21 protein-coding genes and 1 pseudogene are annotated in these 24,358 nt (G+C 70.7%); 12 read left to right on the top strand and 10 right to left on the bottom strand.

From position 1 onward, the window contains the following. Positions 1–41 precede the first annotated feature (41 nt). From ACT3UF_RS04440 to ACT3UF_RS04430, 3 genes are all read right to left on the bottom strand, one after another. On the bottom strand, positions 42–1,175 hold the full coding sequence (locus ACT3UF_RS04440; RefSeq protein WP_441445777.1) for a hypothetical protein: 1,134 nt from the start codon (positions 1,173–1,175) through the stop codon (positions 42–44). A gap of 350 nt (positions 1,176–1,525) precedes the next feature. Next, positions 1,526–1,633, bottom strand: coding sequence for a methionine/alanine import family NSS transporter small subunit (locus ACT3UF_RS04435; protein ID WP_441445778.1), 108 nt, complete (start codon positions 1,631–1,633; stop codon positions 1,526–1,528). 112 nt (positions 1,634–1,745) lie between these two features. Continuing rightward, complete coding sequence (locus ACT3UF_RS04430; RefSeq protein ID WP_444601119.1) at positions 1,746–3,386, bottom strand: sodium-dependent transporter; 1,641 nt, start codon at positions 3,384–3,386, stop codon at positions 1,746–1,748. A gap of 423 nt (positions 3,387–3,809) precedes the next feature. Between ACT3UF_RS04430 and ACT3UF_RS04425 the strand changes: the two genes are divergently transcribed. After that, positions 3,810–5,210, top strand: coding sequence for a M20 family metallopeptidase (locus ACT3UF_RS04425; protein ID WP_444608102.1), 1,401 nt, complete (start codon positions 3,810–3,812; stop codon positions 5,208–5,210). Positions 5,211–5,354: 144 nt separating this feature from the next. Next, entirely contained in the window at positions 5,355–6,938 is a 1,584-nt protein-coding gene (locus tag ACT3UF_RS04420) for an AbgT family transporter (RefSeq protein WP_444502590.1), read from the top strand. A 402-nt stretch (positions 6,939–7,340) separates the two neighbouring features. On the opposite strand, the gene ACT3UF_RS04415 is transcribed toward ACT3UF_RS04420, so the two are convergent. Both ACT3UF_RS04415 and ACT3UF_RS04410 read right to left on the bottom strand, forming a co-directional pair. Next, a complete protein-coding gene (locus ACT3UF_RS04415; RefSeq protein WP_442331970.1) occupies positions 7,341–7,991 on the bottom strand; it encodes a hypothetical protein in 651 nt (216 codons plus the stop codon). 178 nt (positions 7,992–8,169) lie between these two features. Further along, positions 8,170–8,730 (bottom strand): GNAT family N-acetyltransferase, encoded by a 561-nt coding sequence (locus tag ACT3UF_RS04410; RefSeq protein WP_441446284.1) that lies wholly within the window; start codon positions 8,728–8,730, stop codon positions 8,170–8,172. Positions 8,731–8,804: 74 nt separating this feature from the next. Between ACT3UF_RS04410 and ACT3UF_RS04405 the strand changes: the two genes are divergently transcribed. Together ACT3UF_RS04405 and ACT3UF_RS04400 are read left to right on the top strand one after the other, a co-directional pair. After that, entirely contained in the window at positions 8,805–9,212 is a 408-nt protein-coding gene (locus ACT3UF_RS04405; RefSeq protein ID WP_441446285.1) for a CidA/LrgA family protein, read from the top strand. Next, positions 9,209–9,907 (top strand): LrgB family protein, encoded by a 699-nt coding sequence (locus tag ACT3UF_RS04400; RefSeq protein ID WP_441446286.1) that lies wholly within the window; start codon positions 9,209–9,211, stop codon positions 9,905–9,907. Before ACT3UF_RS04405 ends, ACT3UF_RS04400 begins: the two co-directional genes overlap by 4 nt. 119 nt (positions 9,908–10,026) lie before the next feature. Here ACT3UF_RS04400 and ACT3UF_RS04395 read toward each other — a convergent pair whose 3' ends face one another. Continuing rightward, complete coding sequence (locus ACT3UF_RS04395; RefSeq protein WP_441446287.1) at positions 10,027–10,434, bottom strand: ArsR/SmtB family transcription factor; 408 nt, start codon at positions 10,432–10,434, stop codon at positions 10,027–10,029. 84 nt (positions 10,435–10,518) lie between these two features. Here ACT3UF_RS04395 and arsB point away from each other — a divergent pair, with 84 nt between their 5' ends. From arsB to ACT3UF_RS04380, 3 genes are read left to right on the top strand one after another with little or no spacing between them, the layout of a single operon-like run. Beyond that, positions 10,519–11,658, top strand: a complete 1,140-nt coding sequence (arsB, locus tag ACT3UF_RS04390; RefSeq protein WP_441446288.1) for an ACR3 family arsenite efflux transporter — start codon at positions 10,519–10,521, stop codon at positions 11,656–11,658. Next, positions 11,655–12,089, top strand: a complete 435-nt coding sequence (locus ACT3UF_RS04385) for an arsenate-mycothiol transferase ArsC (RefSeq protein ID WP_442331971.1) — start codon at positions 11,655–11,657, stop codon at positions 12,087–12,089. The genes arsB and ACT3UF_RS04385 overlap by 4 nt, the downstream gene beginning before the upstream one ends. A 23-nt stretch (positions 12,090–12,112) precedes the next feature. Beyond that, positions 12,113–12,469 (top strand): iron chaperone, encoded by a 357-nt coding sequence (locus ACT3UF_RS04380; protein ID WP_441446290.1) that lies wholly within the window; start codon positions 12,113–12,115, stop codon positions 12,467–12,469. Between the two features lie 26 nt (positions 12,470–12,495). On the opposite strand, the pseudogene ACT3UF_RS04375 reads toward ACT3UF_RS04380, so the two are convergent. Further along, a pseudogene (locus ACT3UF_RS04375) lies at positions 12,496–13,181 on the bottom strand (ATP-binding cassette domain-containing protein). Positions 13,182–13,385: 204 nt separating this feature from the next. Here ACT3UF_RS04375 and ACT3UF_RS04370 point away from each other — a divergent pair. The 5 genes from ACT3UF_RS04370 to ACT3UF_RS04350 all read left to right on the top strand — a co-directional run bounded on the left by ACT3UF_RS04370 (position 13,386) and on the right by ACT3UF_RS04350 (position 20,929). Next, positions 13,386–14,747, top strand: a complete 1,362-nt coding sequence (locus ACT3UF_RS04370) for a TrkH family potassium uptake protein (RefSeq protein ID WP_441446291.1) — start codon at positions 13,386–13,388, stop codon at positions 14,745–14,747. Beyond that, positions 14,740–15,441: a potassium channel family protein gene (locus ACT3UF_RS04365; RefSeq protein ID WP_444608101.1), complete on the top strand. Its 702-nt coding sequence runs from the start codon at positions 14,740–14,742 to the stop codon at positions 15,439–15,441. Before ACT3UF_RS04370 ends, ACT3UF_RS04365 begins: the two co-directional genes overlap by 8 nt. A gap of 250 nt (positions 15,442–15,691) precedes the next feature. Continuing rightward, positions 15,692–17,455 (top strand): ABC transporter ATP-binding protein, encoded by a 1,764-nt coding sequence (locus ACT3UF_RS04360; RefSeq protein ID WP_441445325.1) that lies wholly within the window; start codon positions 15,692–15,694, stop codon positions 17,453–17,455. Further along, positions 17,452–19,575, top strand: a complete 2,124-nt coding sequence (locus ACT3UF_RS04355) for an ABC transporter ATP-binding protein (protein ID WP_444608100.1) — start codon at positions 17,452–17,454, stop codon at positions 19,573–19,575. Before ACT3UF_RS04360 ends, ACT3UF_RS04355 begins: the two co-directional genes overlap by 4 nt. A 190-nt stretch (positions 19,576–19,765) precedes the next feature. Next, entirely contained in the window at positions 19,766–20,929 is a 1,164-nt protein-coding gene (locus ACT3UF_RS04350; protein WP_444601114.1) for an FAD-dependent oxidoreductase, read from the top strand. Positions 20,930–20,976: 47 nt separating this feature from the next. Here ACT3UF_RS04350 and ACT3UF_RS04345 read toward each other — a convergent pair whose 3' ends face one another. The 3 genes from ACT3UF_RS04345 to ACT3UF_RS04335 form a co-directional block, all read right to left on the bottom strand. Further along, entirely contained in the window at positions 20,977–22,353 is a 1,377-nt protein-coding gene (locus tag ACT3UF_RS04345; protein ID WP_441445322.1) for an NAD-dependent succinate-semialdehyde dehydrogenase, read from the bottom strand. A 115-nt stretch (positions 22,354–22,468) separates the two neighbouring features. Further along, entirely contained in the window at positions 22,469–23,365 is an 897-nt protein-coding gene (gene sigJ / locus ACT3UF_RS04340) for an RNA polymerase sigma factor SigJ (protein ID WP_441445321.1), read from the bottom strand. A 34-nt stretch (positions 23,366–23,399) separates the two neighbouring features. Further along, on the bottom strand, positions 23,400–23,987 hold the full coding sequence (locus tag ACT3UF_RS04335) for a carboxymuconolactone decarboxylase family protein (RefSeq protein WP_441445320.1): 588 nt from the start codon (positions 23,985–23,987) through the stop codon (positions 23,400–23,402). Positions 23,988–24,358 lie beyond the last annotated feature (371 nt).

Raw genomic sequence — 24,358 nt, 5'->3', positions numbered from 1 at the left:
ATTGTGCTCGGAGGACCTATGGGCGTGCTCCGGATGAGTCCTCAGCGCACATCGGATGACGGGGAGCGGCGAGGGGGCGGCGTGATCGGGCGACGCAGTGCGGCGCCCGCGTCCCCTTGCCATGCGCTCTCGGGCGGGGCGGGAGCACCGGCGGCGAGGAAGGTGCGCCGCAGCGCGCTGAGGAAGCGGCCGGGCTCGCGGATATCCGCGGCGGTCAATCGCCGCAGGGTCCAGCCGGCCGACTCCAGCGAGTCCCGCCGTGCGTGCTCCTCTCTCCACGCGCCTTTGCTGCGGTGGATGTCGCCGTCGTACTCGATGCCGATGAGGTGTGAGGCGTAGGCGTTGTCGATCCGCCGGAGGGTCCCCTTGTCCGGGTCCTGGACGCGGAGATTCGGCGTGGGTTCGGGGAACCCGGCGCGGGTCACCAGCAGGCGGGTCCGCGTCTCCCCGGGGGACTCGACCCCTTCGCGTGCATCCGCGAGTGCTCGCATCACCCTGCGGTATCCGGGCCGTCCTCGGTAGGGCTCGAGAGCACGGCCGACGGCTTCGCAGGTGGTCCCCGGGAGGGAGCTGTTCGGTCCCAGGAAGTGATCGATCGCGATGACCACCTCATCGTGCTCGAGGAGGAGCGCCAGCTCGAGCAGCAGCTCCGGGGGTGAGGAGAGGATCAGCCCGCGCCACCTCCTGGTGGCACCGGGGGCCATGCGGTGCACCGTCACGTGCCGCCCCGCCTTCGGCTGCGACCCGGGTGGGACACGGCAGTGCAGGTGAGGCAGCGTCAGCGTCAACGCCGGGTGGCCTGGTCCGAGGCGGTCGGGCTCGGTCAGCGGGGGAGCCTTCGGGTCATGCCGGGGCGCGAACAGGCTCAACCGCCGTCGGCCGCTGCGCGGGTCGCGAAGGTGGAGGAGGAGTCCCACCCCGTCATCGACATCGAGGGGGACCGGCACTCCGTACAGGACGGCAGCAGTGGTGTGGCTGAGGACGGCGCCGGGGATCACGGTCCTCTGCAGCGCGGAGACGATGTCGTCGAACCACGCAGGGAACGCCCGGGGAGTGAGCAGACCGGGCAGGGGGCGGACGAACTGCGTGCCGGCCAGACGCTTGCTGGAGACGCCCATGTCTCGCCAGCGGCTGCGGGAGAGCAGAGCGCCCGCGGGGAGGGGGATCGCACGCATGCCGAGACCGTAGGCGTCACGCGACAGGCATCCCGATGGGGGCTGCGCCCTGTGGAGACCGCAGCACTGTGGAGGAACGGTGCGGGTGCGGGTGGCCGCGCCTGGCCGGTGGTGGTGGCGGCGCCCGGTCGGTGGCGGCGCCCGGCGGCTGGCCGCGTCTGGCGGATGGCGGCACCCGCTCCGGCTCTCACATCCGTACCCGCACCCGCACCCGCGCGGCGCCGGGTGCCGGGTGCGACGAAAGTGCGCTGTGGTTCTATGCGAGTGCTTCGCATAGGTCCACAGCGCACAATCGCCGGCGGGCCGGGGCCGGCGGGCCGGGGCCGGCGGGCCGGGGCGGCCCGCCCGGCTCAGTCGTCGGTCTCGGGGTGGCGCCTGAGATTGATGATGGCGGCGACGAGGCCGCCCCAGACGGTGACGATCGCGATGATCATCATGACGATGGAGGCGAAGGACATGATCACTCCTGTGTGGTGGGAAGGACGGTCTGAGCAGAGCGGCGGATGAGCGGACGGGGGCGGTGCAGGTCCGGCCGGATCTCGGCCGGCCGTTCTCCGCGCCGCCCCGAGGTCACGGCGCGCTGCGCAGCTCGTGCGGGGTCGCGGCCTCGGGATCCGTGACCAGGCCCTTGCCGGCCACAACCTCCGGGGCGATCGGATCGCCGTCGGAGTCCGTCTTGTAGAGGTTGGAGTTCTTCGACCACGGGATCAGCGACAGCCCGATCGCGATGACCACCAAGGCGATCGCCATCAGCCAGCCGAAGACCAGGTTGAACCAGCCGGGGTACTCGCTGTACGTGGTCTCGGAGGTGACCAGGGTGATCGTGCTGAGGATCAGCGAGACGCCGAGCACGAGCGGCGCGATCACCGCCACGCAGAGCATCCAGATCCTCCCGATCGGGAAGGTGCCGCGCTGGTTGAGGTGGTCGCGCAGGGTGGGCAGGCCCCGCACCACGTAGGAGACGACGATCGTGGACACGGCGGCGGCCGCGACGATGCCGTACTCATTGGCCCACTTGTCCATGACGTCCAGCAGGGGGAGCCCCATGGTGGTGGAGAACAGCACGATGGAGACCACGGCCATCGGGACGCTGACCGCGAGGGTCGCCGGCACGCGCGCCATGCCGAACTTGTCCTGGATCGCAGCGATGACCACCTCGACGATGGAGATCAGCGAGGTGAAGCCGGCCAGCACCAGGGAGCCGAAGAACAGCACTCCGATGATGGCGCCCGCCGGGGCCTCGCTGATGATGGTCGGGAAGGCGATGAACGCCAGGCCCACCCCGGAGGTGACGACCTCGTCGATGGCGACGCCCTGTGCCTGGGCCATGAAGCCCAGCGCGGAGAACACGCCGATGCCGGCGAGGATCTCGAAGCCCGAGTTCGCGAAACCGACCACCAGGCCGGAGCCGGTGAGGTCGGTCTTCTTCTTGAGGTACGAGGCGTAGGTGAGCATGATGCCGAACGCCACCGAGAGCGAGAAGAAGATCTGGCCGTAGGCCGCGATCCACACGCCGGGGTCCGTCAGCGCGGCCCAGTTGGGCTGGAAGAAGGCGTCCAGGCCGTCGATCGCGCCGGGCAGGAACAGCGAGCGCACCACCAGGATGATGAACATGACGACCAGCAGCGGGATGAAGATGACAGAGGCGGCGGCGATGCCCTTGTGCACGCCGAGGGCCATCACCACGATCACCGCGAGCCAGACCACGATCATCGAGATCAGCACCGGCGGTACGAAGTCGAAGCTGACGGTGGCATCGGCCCCGCCGAGAGCCTGGGTGTACTCGCCGAAGAACGCACCGGCGTCATCGCCCCAGCGCTGGTCGAAGGAGAAGATCGTGTAGTTCGTGGCCCAGGCCAGGATCAGCGCGTAGTAGAGAGCGATGATCAGGGCGATCAGCACCTGCCACCAGCCGATGAATTCGGTCCAGCGCCTGAAGCGGCGCCAGGCGGCCGGCGCCGAGCCGCGCCAGCGGTGCCCGAGCGCGTAGTCGAGGAACAGCAGCGGGATGCCGGCGGTCAGCAGCGCGACCAGATACGGCAGGATGAACGCGCCGCCGCCGTTCTCGTAGGCCACGGCCGGGAAGCGCCAGATGTTGCCCAGGCCGACGGCAGAGCCGATGGCGGCGAAGATGAACGCGGTCCGGCCTGAGAAGGCGCCGCGGTCGGCGCTCGGCGCGGTGGCGCCGGCGGATGGGGACGTTGCACTCATGGAGAGCCTCCGGGGAGCAGCGCCGCGGGGACGGCGCAGGAGAGGAGTCGACGACGATGACGACCCGGGGAAGGACCGCCGTGGGAACGGCGACCGGGAACTGCCGCTCGGGGCGGCAGGCGCTGCCGTCGAACGGCGGGGCGTCACCGGTGGGCGGTGGCGCTGGCCGTCGGGGGACGACGGTTCGTCGCCGCAGGGGCGACGGGGGCGGCCGCCGAGAGGCGACCACGGATCGCAGGGTGAGCGGTCCGCACAGGAGGCGCGGCTGCGGGATCGCCGCAGGGCGCTGTCCAGATCGTACCGTTCTCGGAGAAGCGCGGGTGATGACGCTCCTGTCGCTCGGGGCGGCGGGCCGGCATGTTCGCGGAATCCTCTCGCGGATGCTCGCCCCTGAAGGTGGCCGTGTGACTTACCGTGTCCCGCATGACGACCGAGTCGACAGCGCGTCCCGGCGCCCAGCACACCGAGGTCTCCACGGCCTACCTCCGCCAGCTCGACGAGGAGCGGGAGGTGGCGATGCGGACCTCCACCCACCCCGGCTCCACCTTCGACGGGGCCTCCCCAGCCCTGCACGACCAGCTCGAGGCGCAGGTGGAGGCCGACGCGGAGGAGATGGTCGCGCTGATGCTCGACCTCGCCGAGCATCCCGAGGTCGCCTTCGAGGAGCACCGTTCCGCCCGCGCCATCGCCGACGTCCTCGCCGCGCACGGGATCGACGCCCAGGCGGGCGTGCACGGGCTGGACACCGCGATCCGGGCCGAGATCTCCGGTGCCGGTGCCGGTGCCGGTGCCGGTGCCGGTGCCGGTTCCGAGGACGACGATGCGCCGACGCTCGCGATCCTCTCCGAGTACGACGCGCTGCCCGGCGTCGGCCACGGCTGCGGCCACAACGTCATCGCCGTGATGGGGCTGGGCGCGTTCCTGGCGCTCGCAGCGCTCGCAAAGGCGGACCCGTCGGCCGTGCCCGGACGGGTGGTGTTCCTGGGGACCCCCGCCGAGGAGGGCCACACCGGCAAGGAGTACATGGCCCGCGAGGGTGCCTTCGAGGGGCTGGACGCCGTGGTGATGGCCCATCCGTACGGCTATGACCTGGCCGATCAGACCTGGCTGGGTCGCAGGACCCTCACCGTCGAGTACCACGGGCATACCGCCCACGCCTCTGCCCAGCCGTTCATGGGCCGCAACGCGCTGGACGCCGCGAGCCTGATGTACCAGGGCATCGGGCTGATGCGCCAGCAGACCCCGCCGACGGACCGCATCCACGCCGTGATCCGCGAGGGCGGCGAGCGGGCGAGCGTCGTGCCCGACCGCGCTCGGCTCGACCTGTATGTGCGCTCGCAGCGTCCGGAGACGCTCAAGGACCTCTCCCGCCGGGTGGAGGACGTGGCCCGCGGTGCCGCACTGATGGCCGGGGTCGGGGTGAGCGTCCAGTGGGACGAGCATCCGCCGTCGCTGCCCGTGCGCACCAACGAGGCACTCACCGGGCGCTGGGTCCAGGCGCAGCGCCAGCGCGGCCGGGACCCGCTGCCGCACGGCGTGGTCTCGCCCTCCCTCGCAGCGTCCACCGACTTCGGCAACGTCAGCTATCGCGTGCCCGGCATCCACCCGGTGATCCGGATCGCTCCGCCGGAGGTCGCCCTCCACACCCGGGAGTTCGCGGCCTGGGCCGTCTCCGAGGACGCGCGCACCGCCGCGGCCGACGGCGCCTACGGCCTCGCCGCCACCGTGCTCGATGTGCTGCACGATCCGGCCCTGGCCGCTGCCGTCGCCGAGGAGTTCGAGGCGGCGGGCGGAGCGATCGACGTCCCCGGCTTCTTCGACTGACCGCACGCCCCTGAATGGCCGCAGTTCTTTCACTGGCCGCAGCACTTCGAACGACCGCAGTTCTTCCACAGACCGCAGTCCGCCGCGCTGGGCACGAACCGACCCACCGGCAGCCGCCACTCACCCGACCCGACTGGAGTCACCATGAGCGCCGCACAGACCACGCCGACGAAGACCGGCTTCACCGATCGGGCCCTGAACTGGGTGGAGTGGGCGGGCAACAAGCTGCCCGAGCCATTCATGCTGTTCATGGTCCTGTTCGTGATCACCGGACTGGTCTCCACCGGGATGCAGATGGGAGGGGTGGTCGTCACCGTTCCCGGCTCGGAGGAGCCCACCGCGATCAGGGGCCTGTTCACCGGTGAGGGCATGGCCTGGCTGACCACCAACCTCGGCATCAACTACATCGGGTTCCCGCCGCTGGTCACCGTGATGCCGATCCTGCTCGCGATCGGCATCGCCCAGCACTCGGGGCTGCTGGCCGCCGGGATCCGGAAGCTGTTCGGCTCCTCGCCGGCGTGGATGCTCCCGTACGTGGTGGGCTTCGTGGGCGTGATCTCCTCGATCATGGCCGACTCCGCGTTCGTGGTGGTTCCGCCGCTCGCGGCGCTCGTGTTCAAGGCGGCCGGCCGACACCCCGTGGCCGGTCTGCTGGGCGGCTTCGCCGCCGCCGGCGCCGGCTACTCCACCAACATCTTCCCCACCTCGCTGGACGCCCTGTTCGCCGGCATCACCACCTCGGTGATGGAGGCGCTGCCCGGCTTCGAGTTCACCGCCGTGAACCCGGTGTCGAACTGGTTCTTCAACATCATCGCCTCGCTCATCCTGGGCTTCGTGGCGGGCTTCATCATCGACAAGCTCATCGAGCCCCGACTGACGCGTCAGAACGTCCCCGTGGACGAGATCGGCGTCGAGGGCGCCGAGGACTCCTCGGACAGCGCCGAGCACATGCGCGCCGCCCTCACCCCGAAGGAGAACAAGGGACTGCTGGTCGCGGTGCTGGCGGGCGTCGTGCTCACCGCGCTGATCCTGGTGGCCGTGCTGCCGGCGGGCTCCCCGTGGCGGAACGAGGAGGGCGGCTTCCTGCCCAAGTCCCCGCTGCTGAGCTCGATCGTGTTCATCGTGGTCGCGTACTTCATGGTGGTCGGCACCGCCTACGGCGTCATCGTCGGCACCCTGCGCAACACCCGCGACGCCGTCCAGATGATGTCCGACGCGCTCAAGGAGATGCTGCCGTTCATCGTGCTGGCCTTCATCCTGGGCAACTTCATCTCGTTGTTCAACTGGTCCGGGATCGGCACCTGGATCGCGGTCACCGGCGCGGCGGGCCTCGAGAACGCGGGACTGACCGGTTTCGGTGCGGTGATCGGCTTCATCCTGCTGGCCAGCGTGCTGAACCTGTTCATCATCTCCGGCTCCGGCATGTGGGCGATCATGGGCGCCGTGTTCGTGCCGATGTTCGCGCTGATCGGCTACGAGCCCGCCTTCACCCAGGCCGCGTTCCGGGTGGGTGACTCCGCCACCCAGGTCATCACCCCGATGAACCCGTACATGATCGTGCTGCTGGGCATGCTGCGGAAGTACGAGCCGGGCGCGGGCCTGGGCACGCTGATGGCGCGCATGCTCCCGTTCGTGATCCCGTTCTGGCTCGTGTGGACCGCGATCCTGGCCGTGTTCTTCTTCTTCGACCTGCCCCTCGGCCCCGGCAACGGGATCTTCATGGGCTGAGGTGGGGCGATGGCCCGAGTCGTGGGTTCGGTACCGGGGCGGACATCGAGTCGTAGGTTCGGTACCGGGGAGGTCATCGAGTCGTAGGTTCGGTACCGCTCAGCCCCTCTTTGCGGTACCGAAGCTACGACTCGTTGCGGTGCCTGCCCCGGTCCCGGTCCCTGCCCCGGTCCCGGTGTACTGCGCTGGGAGGGGGCGACGAGCGACCACGCTGCACGACCGCCTCCCGCAGAGCACAGCAGCTGGCCGCAGACCCGCAGACGGCGAGGATCCTCTTCCGGCACCCCGGCACCCCGGCACCCCGGCACCCCGGCACCCCGGCACCCCGGCACCCCGGCACCCCGGCACCCCGGCACCCCGGCGCCCCGGCCCGCTGGCCCCCGGCGAGCGGTGCGGCCGCCGTCAGCTGACGATGGCGGCGTGTCCCTGTCGGGCTTCGAGGAGGTGCTCGGGCGGGTAGGCGGTGATGCCGATGCTCTGGGCGCGCCCCGGGTCGGAGACCAGGATGTTCCCGTCGGCGTCCTCGCCCTGGGCGACCACGAAGTGGCCGTAGTCCGCGTCCTCGCCGAGCAGGGTGCCGTGGTGGATATGCAGGATCACGACCGAGCCGCGAGCGGCCGCCTCGAGCCCCTCCCGGTACTGGGCGCGCGTGGCGGTGCCCTCCGCCTCACGGATCCCCGTCTCGAGGTTCCCGAGATAGGCGCCGACGCAGTCGACGGTCTTGATCTCGGGCTCGCCCCAGGGTGAGATGCCGCAGCGGGCGCGCATCTCCATCACGGCGCGGGCGTTCCCGCCCGGCTCGGCGCCCGCGGTCCCCGGGACGTAGTGCTCGACCGTGCGGCCGGCGGCGACCATCGCGATCACGGCTGCGGCGGGGCCGCAGTTCTCCTTCTCCCAGGGGCCGGTGTCCTTCTGGTCGACGACCACGAGATCACTCGCAGCATGCGCCCGGGGATCGGCGAACAGACCGGCGGCGGCGGTCAGGCCGAGGAGGCCGAGGCCGCGGAGCGCGGCACGTCGATCGAGCGTGGTGTGCAGAGAACTGCTGGACATCCCGGAGACCTCCGAGGGGTGGACGAGGGCCGTGTGGAAGGGCCTGCGCAAGGGCTCCACGCTGGGCGAGGACGGCCGGTCCGGGCAAGTCCGGCGTGATCCTCCGCTCCTGTGGCCCGCGCCGCAGTCGGCCTGCGCACACCCCCGACCCCGGGCGTCCTCCCAGGTCAGCTGCGCTTCATGCCGGGGAGGGCGAGGCCTGCTCGTCCCCGGGCGCGGCGAGCTCGAGGGCGTGATGTGCACGACCGAAGGCCGCCACCTCCGCCGCCCGTCGGAAGCCGAGCTTCTCGAGCACGCGGAGCGAGGCGGGGTTGTCGACGTCGGCCAGGGCGACCAGCCGCGGCAGGCCGAGCGGGCCGAACGCCGCCGCGATGCACAGCCTCCCGGCCTCCGTCGCAAGGCCCCGGCCCCAGGCGCTGCGGGTCAGGGTGTAGCCGAGCTCGACGCCGTGCGCGGTGATCTCGAGCCCCGCGTCACCGATCAGCTCCCCGGTGCCATGGTCCACCACGGCCCAGCAGGCGAATCCGTGCTCGTGCTGGTGACGTCGGTAGCCCTCGATCATCTGCGCCGTCTCCTCACGCGAGACCGCACCGCCCTCACCCACGTGACGCATGACCTCCTCGTCCCCGTAGACGGCATGGGCCGCGTCGGCGTCGGCCGGCTCGAAGGGGCGCAGCAGCACACGGTCGCCGCGCAGCGGGAAGGACAGGGACGCGGAGGAGGGTGCGGAGGAGGGCATGGGGGAAGTGTGCGGGGCCCGTCGGCCGTGGTCAACGCGGTTCCTGCGGGACGGCTCGGGCTACCCTGACCGGGATGTCACGCGCCGCCTTCCTGCCTCCAGTGCTGCTCGGCCTCGTGGTCCTGCTGCTCGCGCAGCTGGTGGGCCTGGCCGTCTCGGCCCTGCTCGGCCTGCCCGTCCCCGGCGTGGTACTCGGGATCGTGCTGCTGGTCGTGCTCGGGATCCTGGGCCCCACCCGCGCCGTGGTGCGCGTCGCCGATCCGGCCGCGACCCCGCTGCTCGCGCATCTGCAGCTGCTGTTCGTGCCGCCCAGCGTGGGGATCGTCCTCGAGCTCGAGTCCCTCGCCGAGAACGCCCTGCCGCTCGCGCTCGCCGTGGGCGGCTCCTTCCTGGTGCCGCTGATCGTCTCCGGGATGGTCCTGCAGGCGCTGCTGCGCCAGCAGGACCGCCGCCGGGACCGGCGACAGGAGGAGGCGGCATGAGCACCCTCATCCACCTGCCCGTCTTCGGGCTCGCCCTGACCCTCACCGCGTATCTCGGGGCGTACTGGCTCCATCAGAGGCTCGGCCGGCCCGGCGTGCTCTCACCGGTGCTGGTCACCACCGCAGTCGTCGCCGCGGTCCTGCTGCTCACGGGGCTCCCGTACGAGGTCTATCTCGAGCAGGTCGCGCTGCTGACGATGCTGCTCGGGCCCGCCACGGTCGCCCTCGCCCTGCCGCTGCTGCGCAACGGGAAGGCGCTGCTCAGCTCGGCGCCCGCCGTGGTCGCGGCGCTCGCCGCAGGCGGAGTGCTCAGCATCGTCATCACGGTGGGGGTGCTGCGCGCGTTCGGCGTCGAGGACGACCTGCTCCGAGCCGCACTGCCCCGCTCGGTGACCTCCCCCGTGGGCCTGTCGATCGCCGAGGTGCTCCAGGCCTCCGTACCGCTCGCGGTGGTGCTCACGATGATCTCCGGCGTCCTGGGCGCGGTGGTCGGCCGGGCGCTGCTGAGCCTCGCGGGGGTGCGGGACGAGCGGGCGCGCGGCTTCGCGGTGGGCCTCACATCGCACGGTATCGGCACCTCCCGCGTGCTCGCGGATTCGACCGAGGCCGGGGGCTGGTCCAGCGCCGCCATGGTGCTGAATGCCCTGGTCATGACCATCGTGCTGCCGATCGTGGCGGCGCTCGTGACGAGCTGAGGCTCAGGCCCTCCGGGGCGCAGACTCCGAGGATCGGATTCCGAGCCTTGCGATGAGCCCCTCGACGCGGCCGCGGAGGTCACCACCGAGGAGGGGAGGGATCACCGAGGAGGGGCGGGTCAGCGGAGGTCGAGGAAGGTGCGCAGCTCCGCGAAGGCGGACGGGACCACTGAATAGTGCGCCCAGCGGCCCTTCTGCTCACGGGTCAGCAACCCGGCCTCGACCAGCTTCTTCATGTGGTGGCTCACGGTGGGCTGCGAGATCCCGAGCGGTTCGGCGAGATCGCACGCGCACACGTCCCCGCAGCCGCGCACCGCCACGTGGGAGAGCAGCTGGAGGCGCGTCGGATCCGAGAGCGCCTTCAACCGCAGCGCCAGGTGCTCCGCCTCTACGACGTCGATCAGGCCGGCGCCGAGCACGCAGCAGCCGTCGGCGGTCGAGGTCCCGGGCTCGCAGGACTCCGCAGGAGCCTCGGCGGAGGCCCTGATCGAGATGCTCACGGAGCGAGAGGCGGTGGAGGAGGACATGGACGCACCTTACATTGACGTTCGTCTATGCGACAGGCTAGCGTTCGCATCGACATCCGTCTATGGGAAGAGGCAGTGCTCGATATGACGACCCCCGACATGACGACCGAAGCGACCAGCGCACCCACCGGTGTGGTCGGGGAGATGTCGTTCCTGGACCGGTACCTGCCGGCCTGGATCCTGCTCGCGATGGGCCTCGGCCTGATGCTGGGACGCGTCGTCCCCGGGATCGCGCCCGCGCTCGAGTCCGTGAGCATCGCCGGGGTCTCGCTCCCGATCGCCGTGGGACTGCTGGTGATGATGTACCCCGTGCTCGCCAAGGTGCGCTACGACGAGACCCGCCGCATCAGCGCCGACCGTCGTCTGATGATCACCTCGCTCGTGCTGAACTGGATCGTCGGCCCGGCGCTCATGTTCGCCCTCGCGTGGATCTTCCTCGCCGACCTGCCCGAGTACCGCACCGGGCTGATCATCGTGGGCCTCGCCCGCTGCATCGCCATGGTGCTGATCTGGAACGATCTCGCCTGCGGCGACCGCGAGGCCGCCGCCGTGCTGGTCGCGATCAACTCCGTCTTCCAGGTCTTCGCCTTCGGCGTGCTCGGCTGGTTCTACCTGCAGGTGCTGCCCTCGTGGCTGGGCCTGTCCACCACCACGGTGGAGTTCTCGGTCGGCGCGATCGTGCTCAGCGTGCTGGTCTTCCTCGGCATCCCGCTGGTCGCCGGCTTCCTCACCCGGGTGCTCGGGGAGCGGGTCAAGGGCCGGGACTGGTACGAGAACCGGTTCCTGCCGCGTATCGGCCCGTTCGCCCTCTACGGCCTGCTGTTCACGATCGTGCTGCTGTTCGCCCTGCAGGGCGATGCGATCCTCTCCGCCCCGGTCGACGTGGCCCGCATCGCGCTGCCGCTGCTGGCCTACTTCGTGCTGATGTTCGTGGGCTCGCTGCTGCTCAGCCGCGCCGTGGGGATGGACTACGCGAAGTCCACCACCGTCGCCTTCACCGCCTCCGGCAACAACTTCGAGCTCGCGATCGCCGTCGCGATCGGCACCTTCGGCGTCACCTCCGGTCAGGCGCTCGCGGGCGTCGTCGGCCCCCTCATCGAGGTCCCCGTGCTGGTCGCCCTGGTCTACGTCTCACTGTGGATGGGCCGACGGCTCTTCCCCGGCGATCCCACCGTTCCCTCCTCCGCCCGCACCACCGCAGCCCCCGAGGAGATCCCCGCATGAGCGCCCCGTCCACCACCCCGTCCGTCCTGTTCGTCTGTGTGAAGAACGGCGGCAAGTCCCAGATGGCCGCCGCCCTCATGGAGGCCCGCGCCGCGGGCGCCGTCGAGGTGCACTCGGCCGGCACGAAGCCCGGCACCGCGGTCAACGCCCTCTCCGCCGAGGTCGTCGCCGAGGTCGGAGGGGACATGAGCGCCGCCGTCACCAAGCCGATCGACCCCGCGCTGCTGGCCCGCGTGGACCGCGTCGTGGTGCTCGGCGAGGAGGCCGTGGTCGATCCCGTCCCCGACATGGCCGGGACGATCGACACCTGGGTCACCGACGAGCCCTCCGAGCGCGGCATCGAGGGCGCCGAGCGGATGCGCCTGGTGCGCGACGACATCGATCGCCGGGTGCAGGCGCTGCTCGCGGAGCTCACGGCCGACGATGGCTGAGCGCCCGGCGTACGCTGGCCCCCATGACGGCGACCTCCGACCACGACGCCTACATCGCCGAGCGCCCCGAGGCGTTCCGGCCCCTGCTGCAGGAGCTGCGCGCGACGCTGGCCCGCACCCTGTCCGAGGCGGAGGAGGTCGTGGCCTACGACATGCCGGGATTCCGGATCGACGGCATGATCGTCGCGGGCTATGCGGCGTTCACGAAGCAGTGCGGTCTGTACCTCCAGGCGGAGGCGCTCGTGGAGCACGCCGAGGAGATCGCGGCCGCTGGGCTCAAGGCGACGACGACGGGCATCACGTTCACGGCACGGAAGCCGATCCCGGAAGACCTCGTCGAGAAGCTCGCACTGGCCTCGCGGAGGGCCGCGGGAGTCTGACGCCCCGGACGGCGCCCGCTGAGCGATCAGGCTAGCGAGGCGTCCTCGAGCATCGCGTCGTACCCTGCCCGGTAGTCCGGCACCTCGAGATGCCCCAGCAGCTCGTGCAGCGCGGCGGCGTCCAGCACCGTGCCCGCACCAGGATCCGGGGAGACGCGGGGCGGGACGGGCACGCCGAGCCGCTGCGCGAGATGTGTGACGACCTCACCGAGCCTGGCGGGTGCGCCGTCGGCCGCATGGAGCAGCGCTGGCGGCTCGGGCGCCGACAGCAGCGCGACGATCGCCCGTGCCAGATCGACCTCGTGGATCCGGTTGGTGCGGCGGTCGTGCTCGACGGACCGCCCTTCCTGGACGGTTCTGATCAGGTGGTCACGGCCGGGGCCGTAGATCCCCGCGGGGCGCAGGTTCTCCCTGCCGGTGAGGATCTCGACGACGGCGGCGAACTGGCCGGTGAGGCTTAGCGACCGGCGCACCGCCCGAGGATCGGCGGTGACGTCGACGCCGTCGACGCGAGCGCTGCCGGCATCCGCCCTCAGGAGGGTGGCAGGATGCGGACGAGCGTGGTCTTGCCGGCGCCGTTGGAGCCGAGCAGGGCGAGGATGCTGCCGCGCGCGACCTCGAGGTCCACCCCCTTGAGCACCTCGAGCTCGCCGTAGGCCCTGTGCAGTCCCCGCACCTCGATGGCGGGGGTCGTTCTCTGCGAGGACGTCATGATCTGCCTCCTGTCCGAGGAGCCGTGACCCGCCCTGTGCGGGGGCTCCTGGTGCCAGGGTGCGGGATTGAGGCTTGATCAAGGTCAAGCCCCGATCCTGGTCGAGCCTCTCGGCGCGCCCCTCGAGGGCCCGGGCCTTCGCTGCGGCGACCGTCACATCATCGAGGGCGTCGGCCGCTCCGGAGCAGGCGTAGCATTCCGCGCGTGCCATCACATGGGCTGTTTCGGCCCTCCAGCATCGACCGACGACCGCGCCCCGCGCGGACCGTCTTCCTCGCCTTCGGCCTCTGCGCCGTCCTGGGGACGCTCCTGCTGATGCACCCTGCCGCCTCGACCGGCCCCGGCGGCGCCGGGGCGATGGAGGCACTGTTCACCGCGGTCTCCTCGCTGTGCGTGACCGGGCTGATCGTGGTGGACACCCCCGTCTTCTGGACCGTCTTCGGGCAGGTCGTGATCCTCGCGCTGATCCAGCTCGGCGGCTTCGGCGTGATGACCTTCGCCTCCGTGGTGGGCATCGCCGTGGTGCGCAAGCTGTCCCTGCGCTCGAAGCTCACCGCCGCCGCGGAGGTCAAGAGCTTCGGCATCGAGGACGTGCGCACCCTCGTGATGAGCGTCGTGCGGATCTCTCTCGCCATCGAGGCGATCGCGGCGGCGATCCTCACCCTGCGCTTCGCGCTCACCTACGGCGAGACGTGGGGCCGGGCGCTGTGGCTGGGCGTCTTCCACTCGGTCTCCTCCTTCAACAACGCCGGCTTCGCGCTCTACAGCGACAGCCTCATGTCCTTCTGGGACGACCCCGTGGTGCTCCTGACCACGAGCGGCGCGACGGTGCTCGGCGGCCTCGGGTTCCCGGTGCTCATGCAGCTGATGAGGCACCTGGGCACCGTGCGCCTGTGGACCATGAACACCCGGATCGTCCTCGCCGCGACGCCGCTGCTGCTCGTGCTCGGCACCGTGTACATCACCGCGCTCGAGTGGGCGAACCCGGCCACCCTCGGCGGGATGCCCCCTCACCTGCGGATCCTCAACGGCTTCGCGATGTCCGCCCAGACCCGCACCGCGGGCTTCAACACCATCGACACCTCGGCCATGGACCCGGCGACCTGGCTGGGCATGGACCTGCTGATGTTCATCGGTGGTGGCCCCGCCGGCACCGCGGGCGGCATCAAGGTCACCACCTTCGCCGTGCTGTTCTTCCTCATGCTCGGCGAGCTGCGCGGCGCCGGAGCCGTCACGGTCTTCGGCAAGCGGCTCTCGCGAGCGGTGCACCGCCAGGCGATCACCGTCATCGTGATGGCGGTCGGCCTCGTGGTCGCCTCCACCGTCGCGATCATGCTCATGACCGACTACTCCCTCGACGAGATCCTGTTCGAGGTGGTCTCCGCCTTCGCGACCGTGGGCCTGTCCACCGGGATCACCGCGGACCTCCCCGTCGGCGCGCAGCTGATCCTCGTGGCGCTCATGTTCATCGGCCGACTGGGTCCGATCACCGTCGCCACGGGACTCGCCCTCCGCCGCCGCACACTCCTCTACGACCTCCCCAAGGAAAGGCCGATCATTGGCTAAGCACAGACTCTTCCGCACCGGTCCCTCCTCCGGCCCGACCTCCGAGAGATCGGTCGCGGTCATCGGCCTGGGCCGCTTCGGGCAGTCCCTCGCCCTCGAGCTCATGGACGAGGGCGCCGAGGTGCTCGGCATCGACGTGCGGGAGGACACCGTCCAGGCGCTCAACGGCAAGCTCACGCACGCCGTCGTCGCGGACGCCACCCAGGAGGAGGTGCTGCGCCAGCTCTCCCTCCCCGAGTTCGACCGCGTCGTCATCGCGATCGGCAGCGACATCCAGGCCAGCATCCTCGTCACCTCGCTGCTGCTGCGCTTCAGCATCCGCAAGATCTGGGCGAAGGCCGTGAGCGATCCGCACGGTCTGATCCTCGAGCAGCTCGGCATCTCGCACGTGATCTATCCGGAGAAGGACATGGGCCGCAGAGTCGCCCATATCGTGTTGGGCACGATGCAGGACTTCATCGAGATCGACACCGACTTCGCGATGGTCAAGACCGCGCTGAGCCCCGAGCTCGCCGGGACCCGGCTCGGCGACAGCGGCATCCGCCGCCGCTACGGGGTCACCGTCACCTCGGTGAAGCCCGTCGGTGCCGCCTGGCAGCCCGCCACCCAGGACACCGTCCTGCAGGAGGGGGACACCATCGTGGTCACCGGCCCCACGAAACAGGCGGAGAGGTTCAGCCGGGCGATGTCCTGACATCTCCCGCGGGAGTGCACCCGGGCCCGAGACTCGAGCCCCTGCCCGGGCGCTCGGGATCTCCGACCAAAAGAGGATGCGCGGGCGCTGCCGCGCAGGCGAGGATGGATCGGAGGCGAGACCGTCACCGGGTCCGGCACCGAGGTGCGAGGACAGGATCTGTCCTCTCGCCGTCCTATTCTTCGTTCGAGACCCCGGCCGCTCACCCCGTCGGCCGGGCCGTTCCACCCTGCTCCGGGAGACCAACCCCATGCTCTGGACCCTGATCCGGCGCCACCTCCGGCCCTACCTGCCGCATGTGGCCGCCGTCGCCGTCCTCCAGCTCGCGACCGTGCTCGCGACCCTCTACCTGCCCAGCCTCAACGCCGACATCATCGACAACGGCGTCGCCACGGGAGACACCGACTACATCTGGCGCGTCGGCGGTGTGATGCTGATCGTCGCGATGGTGCAGGTGATCACCGCGATCGCCTCGGTGTGGTTCGGGGCGCGGGTCTCGATGGGCATGGGCCGGGACATCCGCCGCTCCGTCTACACGCGCGTGGACCGCTTCTCCACCGAGGAGATGGGCCGCTACGGCGCCCCTACCCTGATCACCCGTGCCACCAATGACGTCCAGCAGGTGCAGATGCTGGTGCTGATGACCCTGAACTTCATGGTCATGGTGCCGATCATGTCCATCGGCGGGATCATCATGGCGATCCAGGAGGATCCGGGGCTGTCCTGGCTGGTGTGGGTGTCCGTGCCGGTGCTGATGGTGATCGTGGGCTTCCTGGTCAAGGAGCTGATGCCGCTGTTCCAGCGGATGCAGGACAACATCGACTCGATCAACTCCGTGATGCGTGAGCAGATCATGGGCATCCGCGTGGTGCGGGCCTTCGTGCGCGAGCGGCACGAGACCGCCCGCTTCGAGAGCGCGAACGCCACCCTCACCGACACCTCGGTGCGGATCGGCCGGCTGTTCGTGATCATGGGCCCGGCCATCACCGTCGTGCTCCACCTCGCGACCGCCGCCGTGCTCTGGTTCGGCGGCCACCGCGTGGATGCGGGGCTGGTCGAGGTGGGCGCGCTGACCGCCTTCATGCAGTACCTGCTGCAGATCCTGATGGCCGTCATGATGGGCACCTTCATGTTCATGATGTTCCCGCGCGCGATCATCAGCGGCAGGCGCATCGGGGAGGTCCTCGAGACCACCCCCACCCTCGCCGAGCCCGCCCAGCCCGTCGCCCTCCAGGTGACCGGCGGCGGCGCGACCGTGGAGTTCCGCGACGTCACCTTCGCCTACCCCGGCGCCGAATCGCCGGTGCTCGACGGTGTCTCCTTCACCGCCGAGGCCGGGAAGACCACCGCCATCATCGGCTCCACGGGCTCGGGCAAGACCACCCTGGTCAGCCTCATCCCGCGCCTGCACGACGCGACCAGCGGCCAGGTGCTGCTGGACGGCGTCCCCGTCACCGACCTGGCCCGCGCCACGATCTCGCGCGCGGTGGGCCTCGTGCCCCAGAAGCCCTATCTGTTCTCCGGCACCATCGCCCACAACCTCCGCTTCGGGGATCCGACGGCCGACGACGACCAGCTGTGGCGCGCGCTCGACGTCGCCCAGGGCACCGAGTTCGTCACGGACCGCAGCACCGGCGAGGGCCAGAGCGCGGCGACCGGCCTCGAGTCGACCGTCTCCCAGGGCGGCACCAACGTCTCCGGCGGCCAGCGCCAGCGCCTGTGCATCGCCCGCACCCTGGTCGCCGCTCCCCGGGTGTACGTCTTCGACGACTCCTTCTCGGCGCTCGACGTCACCACCGACGCGAAGGTCCGCGAGGGCCTCGCGAAGAACACTCAGGGCGCGACCACCCTCATCGTCGCCCAGCGCATCTCCACCATCACCTCCGCGGATCAGATCCTGGTGCTCGAGGAGGGCAGAGTGGTGGGCCGCGGCACCCATGAGGAGCTGCTGGTCAGCTCGCAGACCTACCGGGAGATCGTCGATTCCCAGATCACCGCGGAGGCGACGGCATGAGCGAGAAGAAGAACTCCACGAAGAAGCAGGACGGCAGCACCGCCGAGCTCACCGAATCCGAGATCCTCGAGATGCAGGACTCGATGAGCAGCGAATGGGGCGAGTCCGCACCCCGCAAGGCCAAGGCCTTCTGGCCCTCCGCGCTGCGACTGGCGGGGACCTTCGCCGATCACAAGCTGGGCCTCACGGTGGTGCTCGCCTTCGGTATCATCTCGACTGTGCTCACGGTCTGGGCACCCACCATCCTCGGCGACGCGATGGACGTCATCTTCGACGGCTTCCTCACCGGGGAGGGCGTCGCCTTCGACGCCCTCGGCCGCCTGCTGCTGATAGTGCTGGGCATGTACCTGGTCGCCGCACTGTTCGACTGGCTGCAGGGCCGGCTGCTGAACGACGTGGTCATGAAGATCGTCTACGTGCTGCGCGAGAAGATCGAGGCGAAGGTCAACCGCCTGCCGCTGTCCTACTTCGACACGCGCCAGCGCGGCGACCTGCTCTCCCGCACCACCAACGACGTCGACAACGTCCAGACCGCCCTCCAGCAGGCCTTCGCGTCTCTGGTCTATGCGGTGCTGACCATTGTGGGCATCACGATCATGATGTTCTGGCTGTCCTGGCAGCTGGCGCTGATCGCCCTGGTCGCCCTGCCGATCTCCGCCGTGGTCATCGGCCTCATCGGCGCGAAGTCCCAGAAGCTGTTCACGGCGCAGTGGCGCAATACCGGCCGCTTGAACGGGCACGTCGAGGAGTCCTTCACCGGCCACGACCTGGTGACCGTCTTCGACCGCCAGGACTCGATGCGCGAGCAGTTCGACGAGCGCAACGAGGAGCTGTGGGAAGCGTCCTTCAAGGCCCAGTTCTACTCCGGCATGATCATGCCGATCATGCAGTGGGTGACCTACCTCGGCTACGTCGGCATCGCCGTGGTGGGCGGCCTGCGGATCGCCGCCGGGCAGATGTCGCTCGGCCAGGTCACCGCCTTCATCCAGTACTCCCGCGAGTTCAACGCACCGCTGGGCGAGGTGGCGGGGATGGCGAACATGCTGATCTCCGGCGTCGCCTCCGCGGAGCGGATCTTCGAGCTGCTGGACGCCGAGGAGCAGGAGGCCGACGGGGAGATCACCGAGCCGTCCGGAACGGACGCCGGAGCGATCGGCGCCGACAGTGCGGCCGCAGCCGACAGTGCGGCCGGAGCTGGTGGGGCGGTCGCACCGCGCCGCCGGATCGAGCGCGCCGAGCTCACCGGCCCCACCCGCGGACGGATCGAGTTCGACCGCGTCGCCTTCTCCTACACCCCGGAGAAGCCGCTGATCACCGACCTGTCGTTGGTCGCGGAACCCGGACAGACGATCGCGATCGTCGGCCCCACGGGTGCCGGGAAGACCACCCTGGTGAACCTCATCATGCGGTTCTACGAGATCGACGCCGGGCAGATCCGCCTGGACGGCGTGGACATCCGGGCTCTGGACCGCGGCGCCGTGCGCTCGCGCGTGGGGATGGTGCTGCAGGACGCGGTGCTCTTCGGCGGCACCATCCGCGAGAACATCCGCTACGGCCGGCTCGAGGCGACCGACGAGGAGGTGGCCGCCGCCGCGACCGCGACCTTCGTGGATCGTTTCGTGCACACCCTGCCCGACGGCTACGACACCCTCATCGAGGACGAGGGCGCGAACGTCTCCGCCGGTGAGCGGCAGCTGATCACCATCGCCCGCGCCTTCCTCGCCGACCCGGCGCTGCTGATCCTCGATGAGGCCACCAGCTCCGTGGACACCCGCACCGAGGTGCTCGTGCAGGAGGCGATGGCGGCGCTGCGCAGCGACCGCACCAGCTTCGTCATCGCCCACCGCCTCTCCACCATCCGCGACGCGGACGTGATCCTGGTGATGGAGCACGGCGATATCGTCGAGCAGGGCTCCCACGACGTGCTGCTCGAGGCCGAGGGCGCCTATCACCGGCTCTACTGGTCGCAGTTCGCGGCGGGCACGGACCCTGATGCGGACGACGCGGTGGTCGTGGGATCCATGACCGTCACCGGTGCGATCCCTGAGGTCGCCGCGACGCGGGATGGTGCGGGGGCGGCACCTGCTGAGACCGGGGAGCTCCCGGCGGCCGGAGCCTAGCTCGGCGCCGCCCCAGCGCCACCCGGTGCCGGCCCGGTGACGGTCAGATTTTGTGACCGTGAGGACCGATGGTGACATGCGCATGAGTCGTCACCGGCGCAATAGTCTCGGTCTGGCAGGGCTGGCTGGGCTGGGCTGGCTGGGCAGGGCTGGGGTGGGCGGGTGCTGGCCCAGCGGGTAGCGTCGGGCCATGGACGTCACGATCATCGGGGGCGGCATCGCCGGCCTCGCCCTCGCCCACGAACTCGCCCCCGACCACGATGTCACCGTGCTGGAATCTTCCCCGGGCCCGCGCGGCGGCGGCTACATGATCGACTTCTTCGGCCCCGGCTTCTACGCCGCGGAGCGGATGGGCATCCTCGAGGAGCTCCGCTCCCGGGGACATGAGTTCGAGGGCGTGCGCTACGGGACGCCTGACGGAGTCGACTCCGGCCGCATCGACGTCGGCCCCCTGGTCGAGGCGGCGGGCGGCCGCTACTTCTCGATCCTGCGTCCCGAGGTGGAGCTGGGGCTGCTCTCGGTGCTGCCGGCTTCGGTGGATCTGCGCTACGGCGCGCAGGTCGTGGCGGTGCGCGATGCCGGGCTCGAGGGCGCGGCCCGTGCCCGCCGCGCCGTGGTCGAGCTCGCGGATGGCACCACCCTGGACTCCGATCTGGTGGTGGCCTGTGACGGGGTGCGCTCCCCGGTGCGGGAGCAGGTCTCGCCCGGCCACGGGGCGATCGTGCCGATGGGCTACCGGGTCGCGAGCTACCTCTACGAGGATCCGGAACTCGCCGCCGACCTGGGGGAGCGGATGCTGATGACCGATACCGTGCGGCGCGTCGGCTGGGCGTATGCGGCCGACGACACCCGCGTCGGCGTGATGCTCGCCGAGCGCGTCGAGGGCGCGGGCACGAAGCGTCCCGAGCCGGACCGGGAACGGCTCCAGCGGGACTTCACGGGGCTGCACCCGCAGGTGGACCGGGCCCTGGCCCATGCCCCGGAGAGCTTCTACGACGACCTCGTCGCCCAGGCGATCGCGCCGCGCTGGAGCCGTGGCCGGATTGCGCTGGCCGGGGACGCCGCGCACGCCCCGTCCCTGCTGGCGGGCCAGGGCACCTCGGTCGCGATCGCCGGAGCGGAGGCGCTGGCCCGGAGCCTGCGCGCGACGGGCCCGCACGTCGAAGCGGGGCTGGCGGAGTACGAGCGACGGTGGCGGCCGACGGTCGAGAAGGTGCAGCGTTCGGGGCGGCGCAGCGCCTCGTTCTTCACTCCATCCAGCCCCGCGCAGCTGAGGCTGCAGCAGATCGGCCGTCGCACGCTCGGCCTGCCGGGCGTGAGCCGCCTGGTGGCGCGGACCTTCATCGCCGCCTGAGGCCGGGCGGGTCGGCTCTCCCGGCTGCAGGCGACGACGGCCGGAGATCAGGCGGCCGAGGTGCGCCGCAGCCGGACGTTGACGAACTCTCCCATGCCCCACCGGCCGAGCTCACGGCCGAAGCCGGAGCGCTTCACGCCGCCGAAGGGCAGGCCGGGCAAGGTGGTCCCGTGCTCGTTGATGTACGCCATCCCGACGTCGAGGCGATCGGCGACTGCCTGGGCGCGCTCGAGATCGGTGCCCCAGACGGAACCGCTCAGACCGAAGTCGACGTCGTTGGCCAGCGTCACGGCCTCGTCCTCCGAGTCGACACCGTAAATCACAGCCACAGGGCCGAAGATCTCCTCGGCATAGGCGTCCATGTCCTCGGTGACCCCGGTGAGCACGGCGGGCTGCATGAAGGCCCCGTCGCGATCGAGCGCCTGCCCGCCGGTATGGAGCGTCGCGCCCTGCCGGACGGCGCGTCGAACCTGGTCGACGACGCCGTCGCGCGCACCGACCGAGGAGAGCGGGCCGACGTCGACGTCCTCGTCCAACGGATCGCCGAGGGTCGCGGACTCGAAGCTCTCGACGATGGTCGCGACGAACGCCTCGAGACGAGCCGTGGGCACGATGATGCGCTTCGGGGAGTTGCAGGCCTGGCCCGCATTCGACAGCCGGGCGGTGGCGACGGTCCGGGCGACCTGCTCGAGGTCGCCATCGTCGAGCACGATCAGCGGATCGGAGCCGCCGAGCTCCAGCACCGACTTCTTCAGGTGCTTGGCGGCGGTCTCCGCGACCGCCGCACCCGCCTTCTCGCTGCCGGTGAGGGACACCCCGCGCACCCGCGGGTCGGCGATCATGTCGGCGATCTGGTCGTGGGAGGCGAAGACGTTGGCATAGGCATCCTGCGGGACCCCGGCCTCATGGAGGATCTGCGCCATGATCTCCGAGGAGCCGGCGCAGATCTCCGCGTGCTTCAGGATGATCGTATTGCCCACCATCAGGTTCGGGGCGACGAAGCGCGCCACCTGGTAGTAGGGGTAGTTCCAGGGCATCACTCCGACGAGAGGACCGATCGGCTCGGTCTGCACCAGCGATTCCTGCGCGCCCTGCGGATCCAGCTGCTCGGGCTGCAGCAGCTCGGGGCCATGGGTGGCGTACCAGCGATAGATCGAGCCGGCCAGCTCGGCCTCGCCGATGGCCTGCTGCAGAGGCTTGCCCATCTCGACGGCGATCAGCTCTCCCAGCTCCCGGGAGCGGTCGTCGTAGGCATCGGCGACCCGCTCCAGGATCGAGGCGCGCTCCTGCGCGGCAGTGGCGCGCCACTCTGTGTAGGCGGTGTGGGAGCGCGAGAGCACGCGCTCGACCTCGGCGCTGTCCAGGGTGGTGAATTCCTTGTCGGTCCGTCCCGTGGTCGGGTTGGTCGTCGTGTATTCAGCCATCCCTCCACCCTCGACCCCATGTCCGGATCTGTAAAGAATGGGCCGTCCGACCGGTCCGCCGGAGCGCGGCGGGCAGCGTCGCCCACTGCTCTCCGGACGTGACCCGGCCGGTGGCTCACACCCGGATCGCGCCGAGCTTCTGCGGATTGCGGAGCATGTCGATCCGGGTCACCACGGCGTCGGCGCCTTCACCGTCGGCCTCGATCCAGACCGCGCAGTCGATCCGCGGCCCCTCGTGCCCGATCAGCGCCGGCCGACCGTTGAGCTCCGCCATCCGCCAGGACAGCTGCATGACCTCGGGCTTCGCCATGATCCCCGCGATGAAGGCGAGCACGTTCGAGGTGCCATGTATCGGGCGCCGCGCGGCTCGCCTCACGCCGCCGCCGTCGGTGGTCAGCACCACCTCGGGGGAGAGCATCGCGACCATCTCCGTCAGCGCCACCGTTCCCTGCGCGGCGTCGAGGAAGGCGGCGGTGAGCGCGCGGTGGGCGCTCTCGTCCACCGGATGGCGCGGCGCCCGTGCGCGCACGTGGGCTCGCGCGCGGCTGACCAGCTGCCGCACCGAGGCCTCGGAGCGCTCGAGAGTCTCCGCCACCTCGGGATAGGGCAGCGCGAACACCTCGCGCAGCACGAACGCCGCCCGCTCGAGCGGGGACAGGGACTCGAGCACCACCAGCAGCGCGAGCGAGACCTCGTCGGCGATCTCCGCGGCGCGGCCCGGTTCCGCGGAGGCGTCGGTCGAGACCGGCTCGGGCAGCCAGGGGCCGATGTACTCCTCGCGTCGCCGGTCTCGCGAGCGCACGATGTTCAGCGCCGTCCGGGTCACCACCCGCAAAAGGTAGGAGCGCGGCTCGCGCACGATCGTGAGATCCACGTCCTGCCAGCGCAGCCAGGCTTCCTGGACCGCGTCCTCACTGTCGGCCACCGTGCCGAGCACCCGGTAGGCGGCGCCGAGCAGGGCGCGGCGATGCACCTCGAAGGTCTCGTGATGCGCGGTCGATGCGGTGTTCATGGCGCGCCCTTCGCTGCGGTTCGCGGAGCCGCGCTCAGCGTACGTCGCAGTTGTCCTTGAAGCCCTGACTGGTCAGCCCCAGCCCGGCGTTGGTGCGCGAGCGGTAGTTCTCGAGCGAGACCAGCGCGGCGAGCTCGACCACCTGCGCGTCGTCGAGATCCTCCCGCAGGCGGGGCACCATCTCGTCGGTCACGGCCGACGGCGTCTGCGTCGCCGCGACCGCATACTCCAGCACCGCCCGTTCGAGCGGTGAGTAGACGCTGCTCGTGCGCCAGGATCCGATCGCCTGCAGCTTCGCCGGGTCCACGCCGCGGCGGTGGTTCTCCCAGTAGCCGAAGTCGATGCACCAGGAGCAGCCGATCTCGCGCGCCACCACCATCACCGCGAGCGCGTTCAAAGTAGGAGAGAGCCGCTTCCAGCGGGAGGCGCTCGCCTCGAGCACGAGCGAGGCGGTGAGCACGCCGCCGTGGTGGAGCGCGGCCCGCACCGGATCCAGCGCCTTCCCGTACGGCCGGCGCGTCGCCCAGAGCACGAGGCGCGCGAAGCCCCCGTCGTGCTCGAGCGGGATCCGGGCGGCGGGACGCGCCGGCGGAGCGGTGTGCAGAGGAGTGATTGCGGACATGTCGGTGCCTTCCCTCAGGGGCCCGGGAGGGGCCCGTCGGAAGGGAGACACCGGCCGCGCCGGATCTGTGACATCTGCTTGCTGCTCAGGCTTCGGGGAGGTCCCAGTGGAAGCTCTCGAGGGTGATGGCGGCAGGGTCCGGGCCCCGCGCTGGCGGCTGATGCAGCAGGAGCAGGTCGATCGGGGTGCGGACATCGCCGGCACCCGCCGGTCAGAACGGCGTCGTGGGCGGCGCGTCGGGCGGAGGATCCACCGGCGGTGGCTGCTCGGGCTGCGTCGGCGGCTCCGGGGCGGGCTCGGGGCTCGGCTCGGGCGGCCGGCCAGGGATAGGCATCGGCGGACCGGTGGGCGGTGAACCCGGCGGCTGCGTC

It is taken from the genome of Brachybacterium sp. AOP24-D1-21 (assembly GCF_052378665.1).
GTDB lineage: Bacteria > Actinomycetota > Actinomycetes > Actinomycetales > Dermabacteraceae > Brachybacterium.
This window is presented reverse-complemented; position numbering and strand designations above follow the sequence as displayed.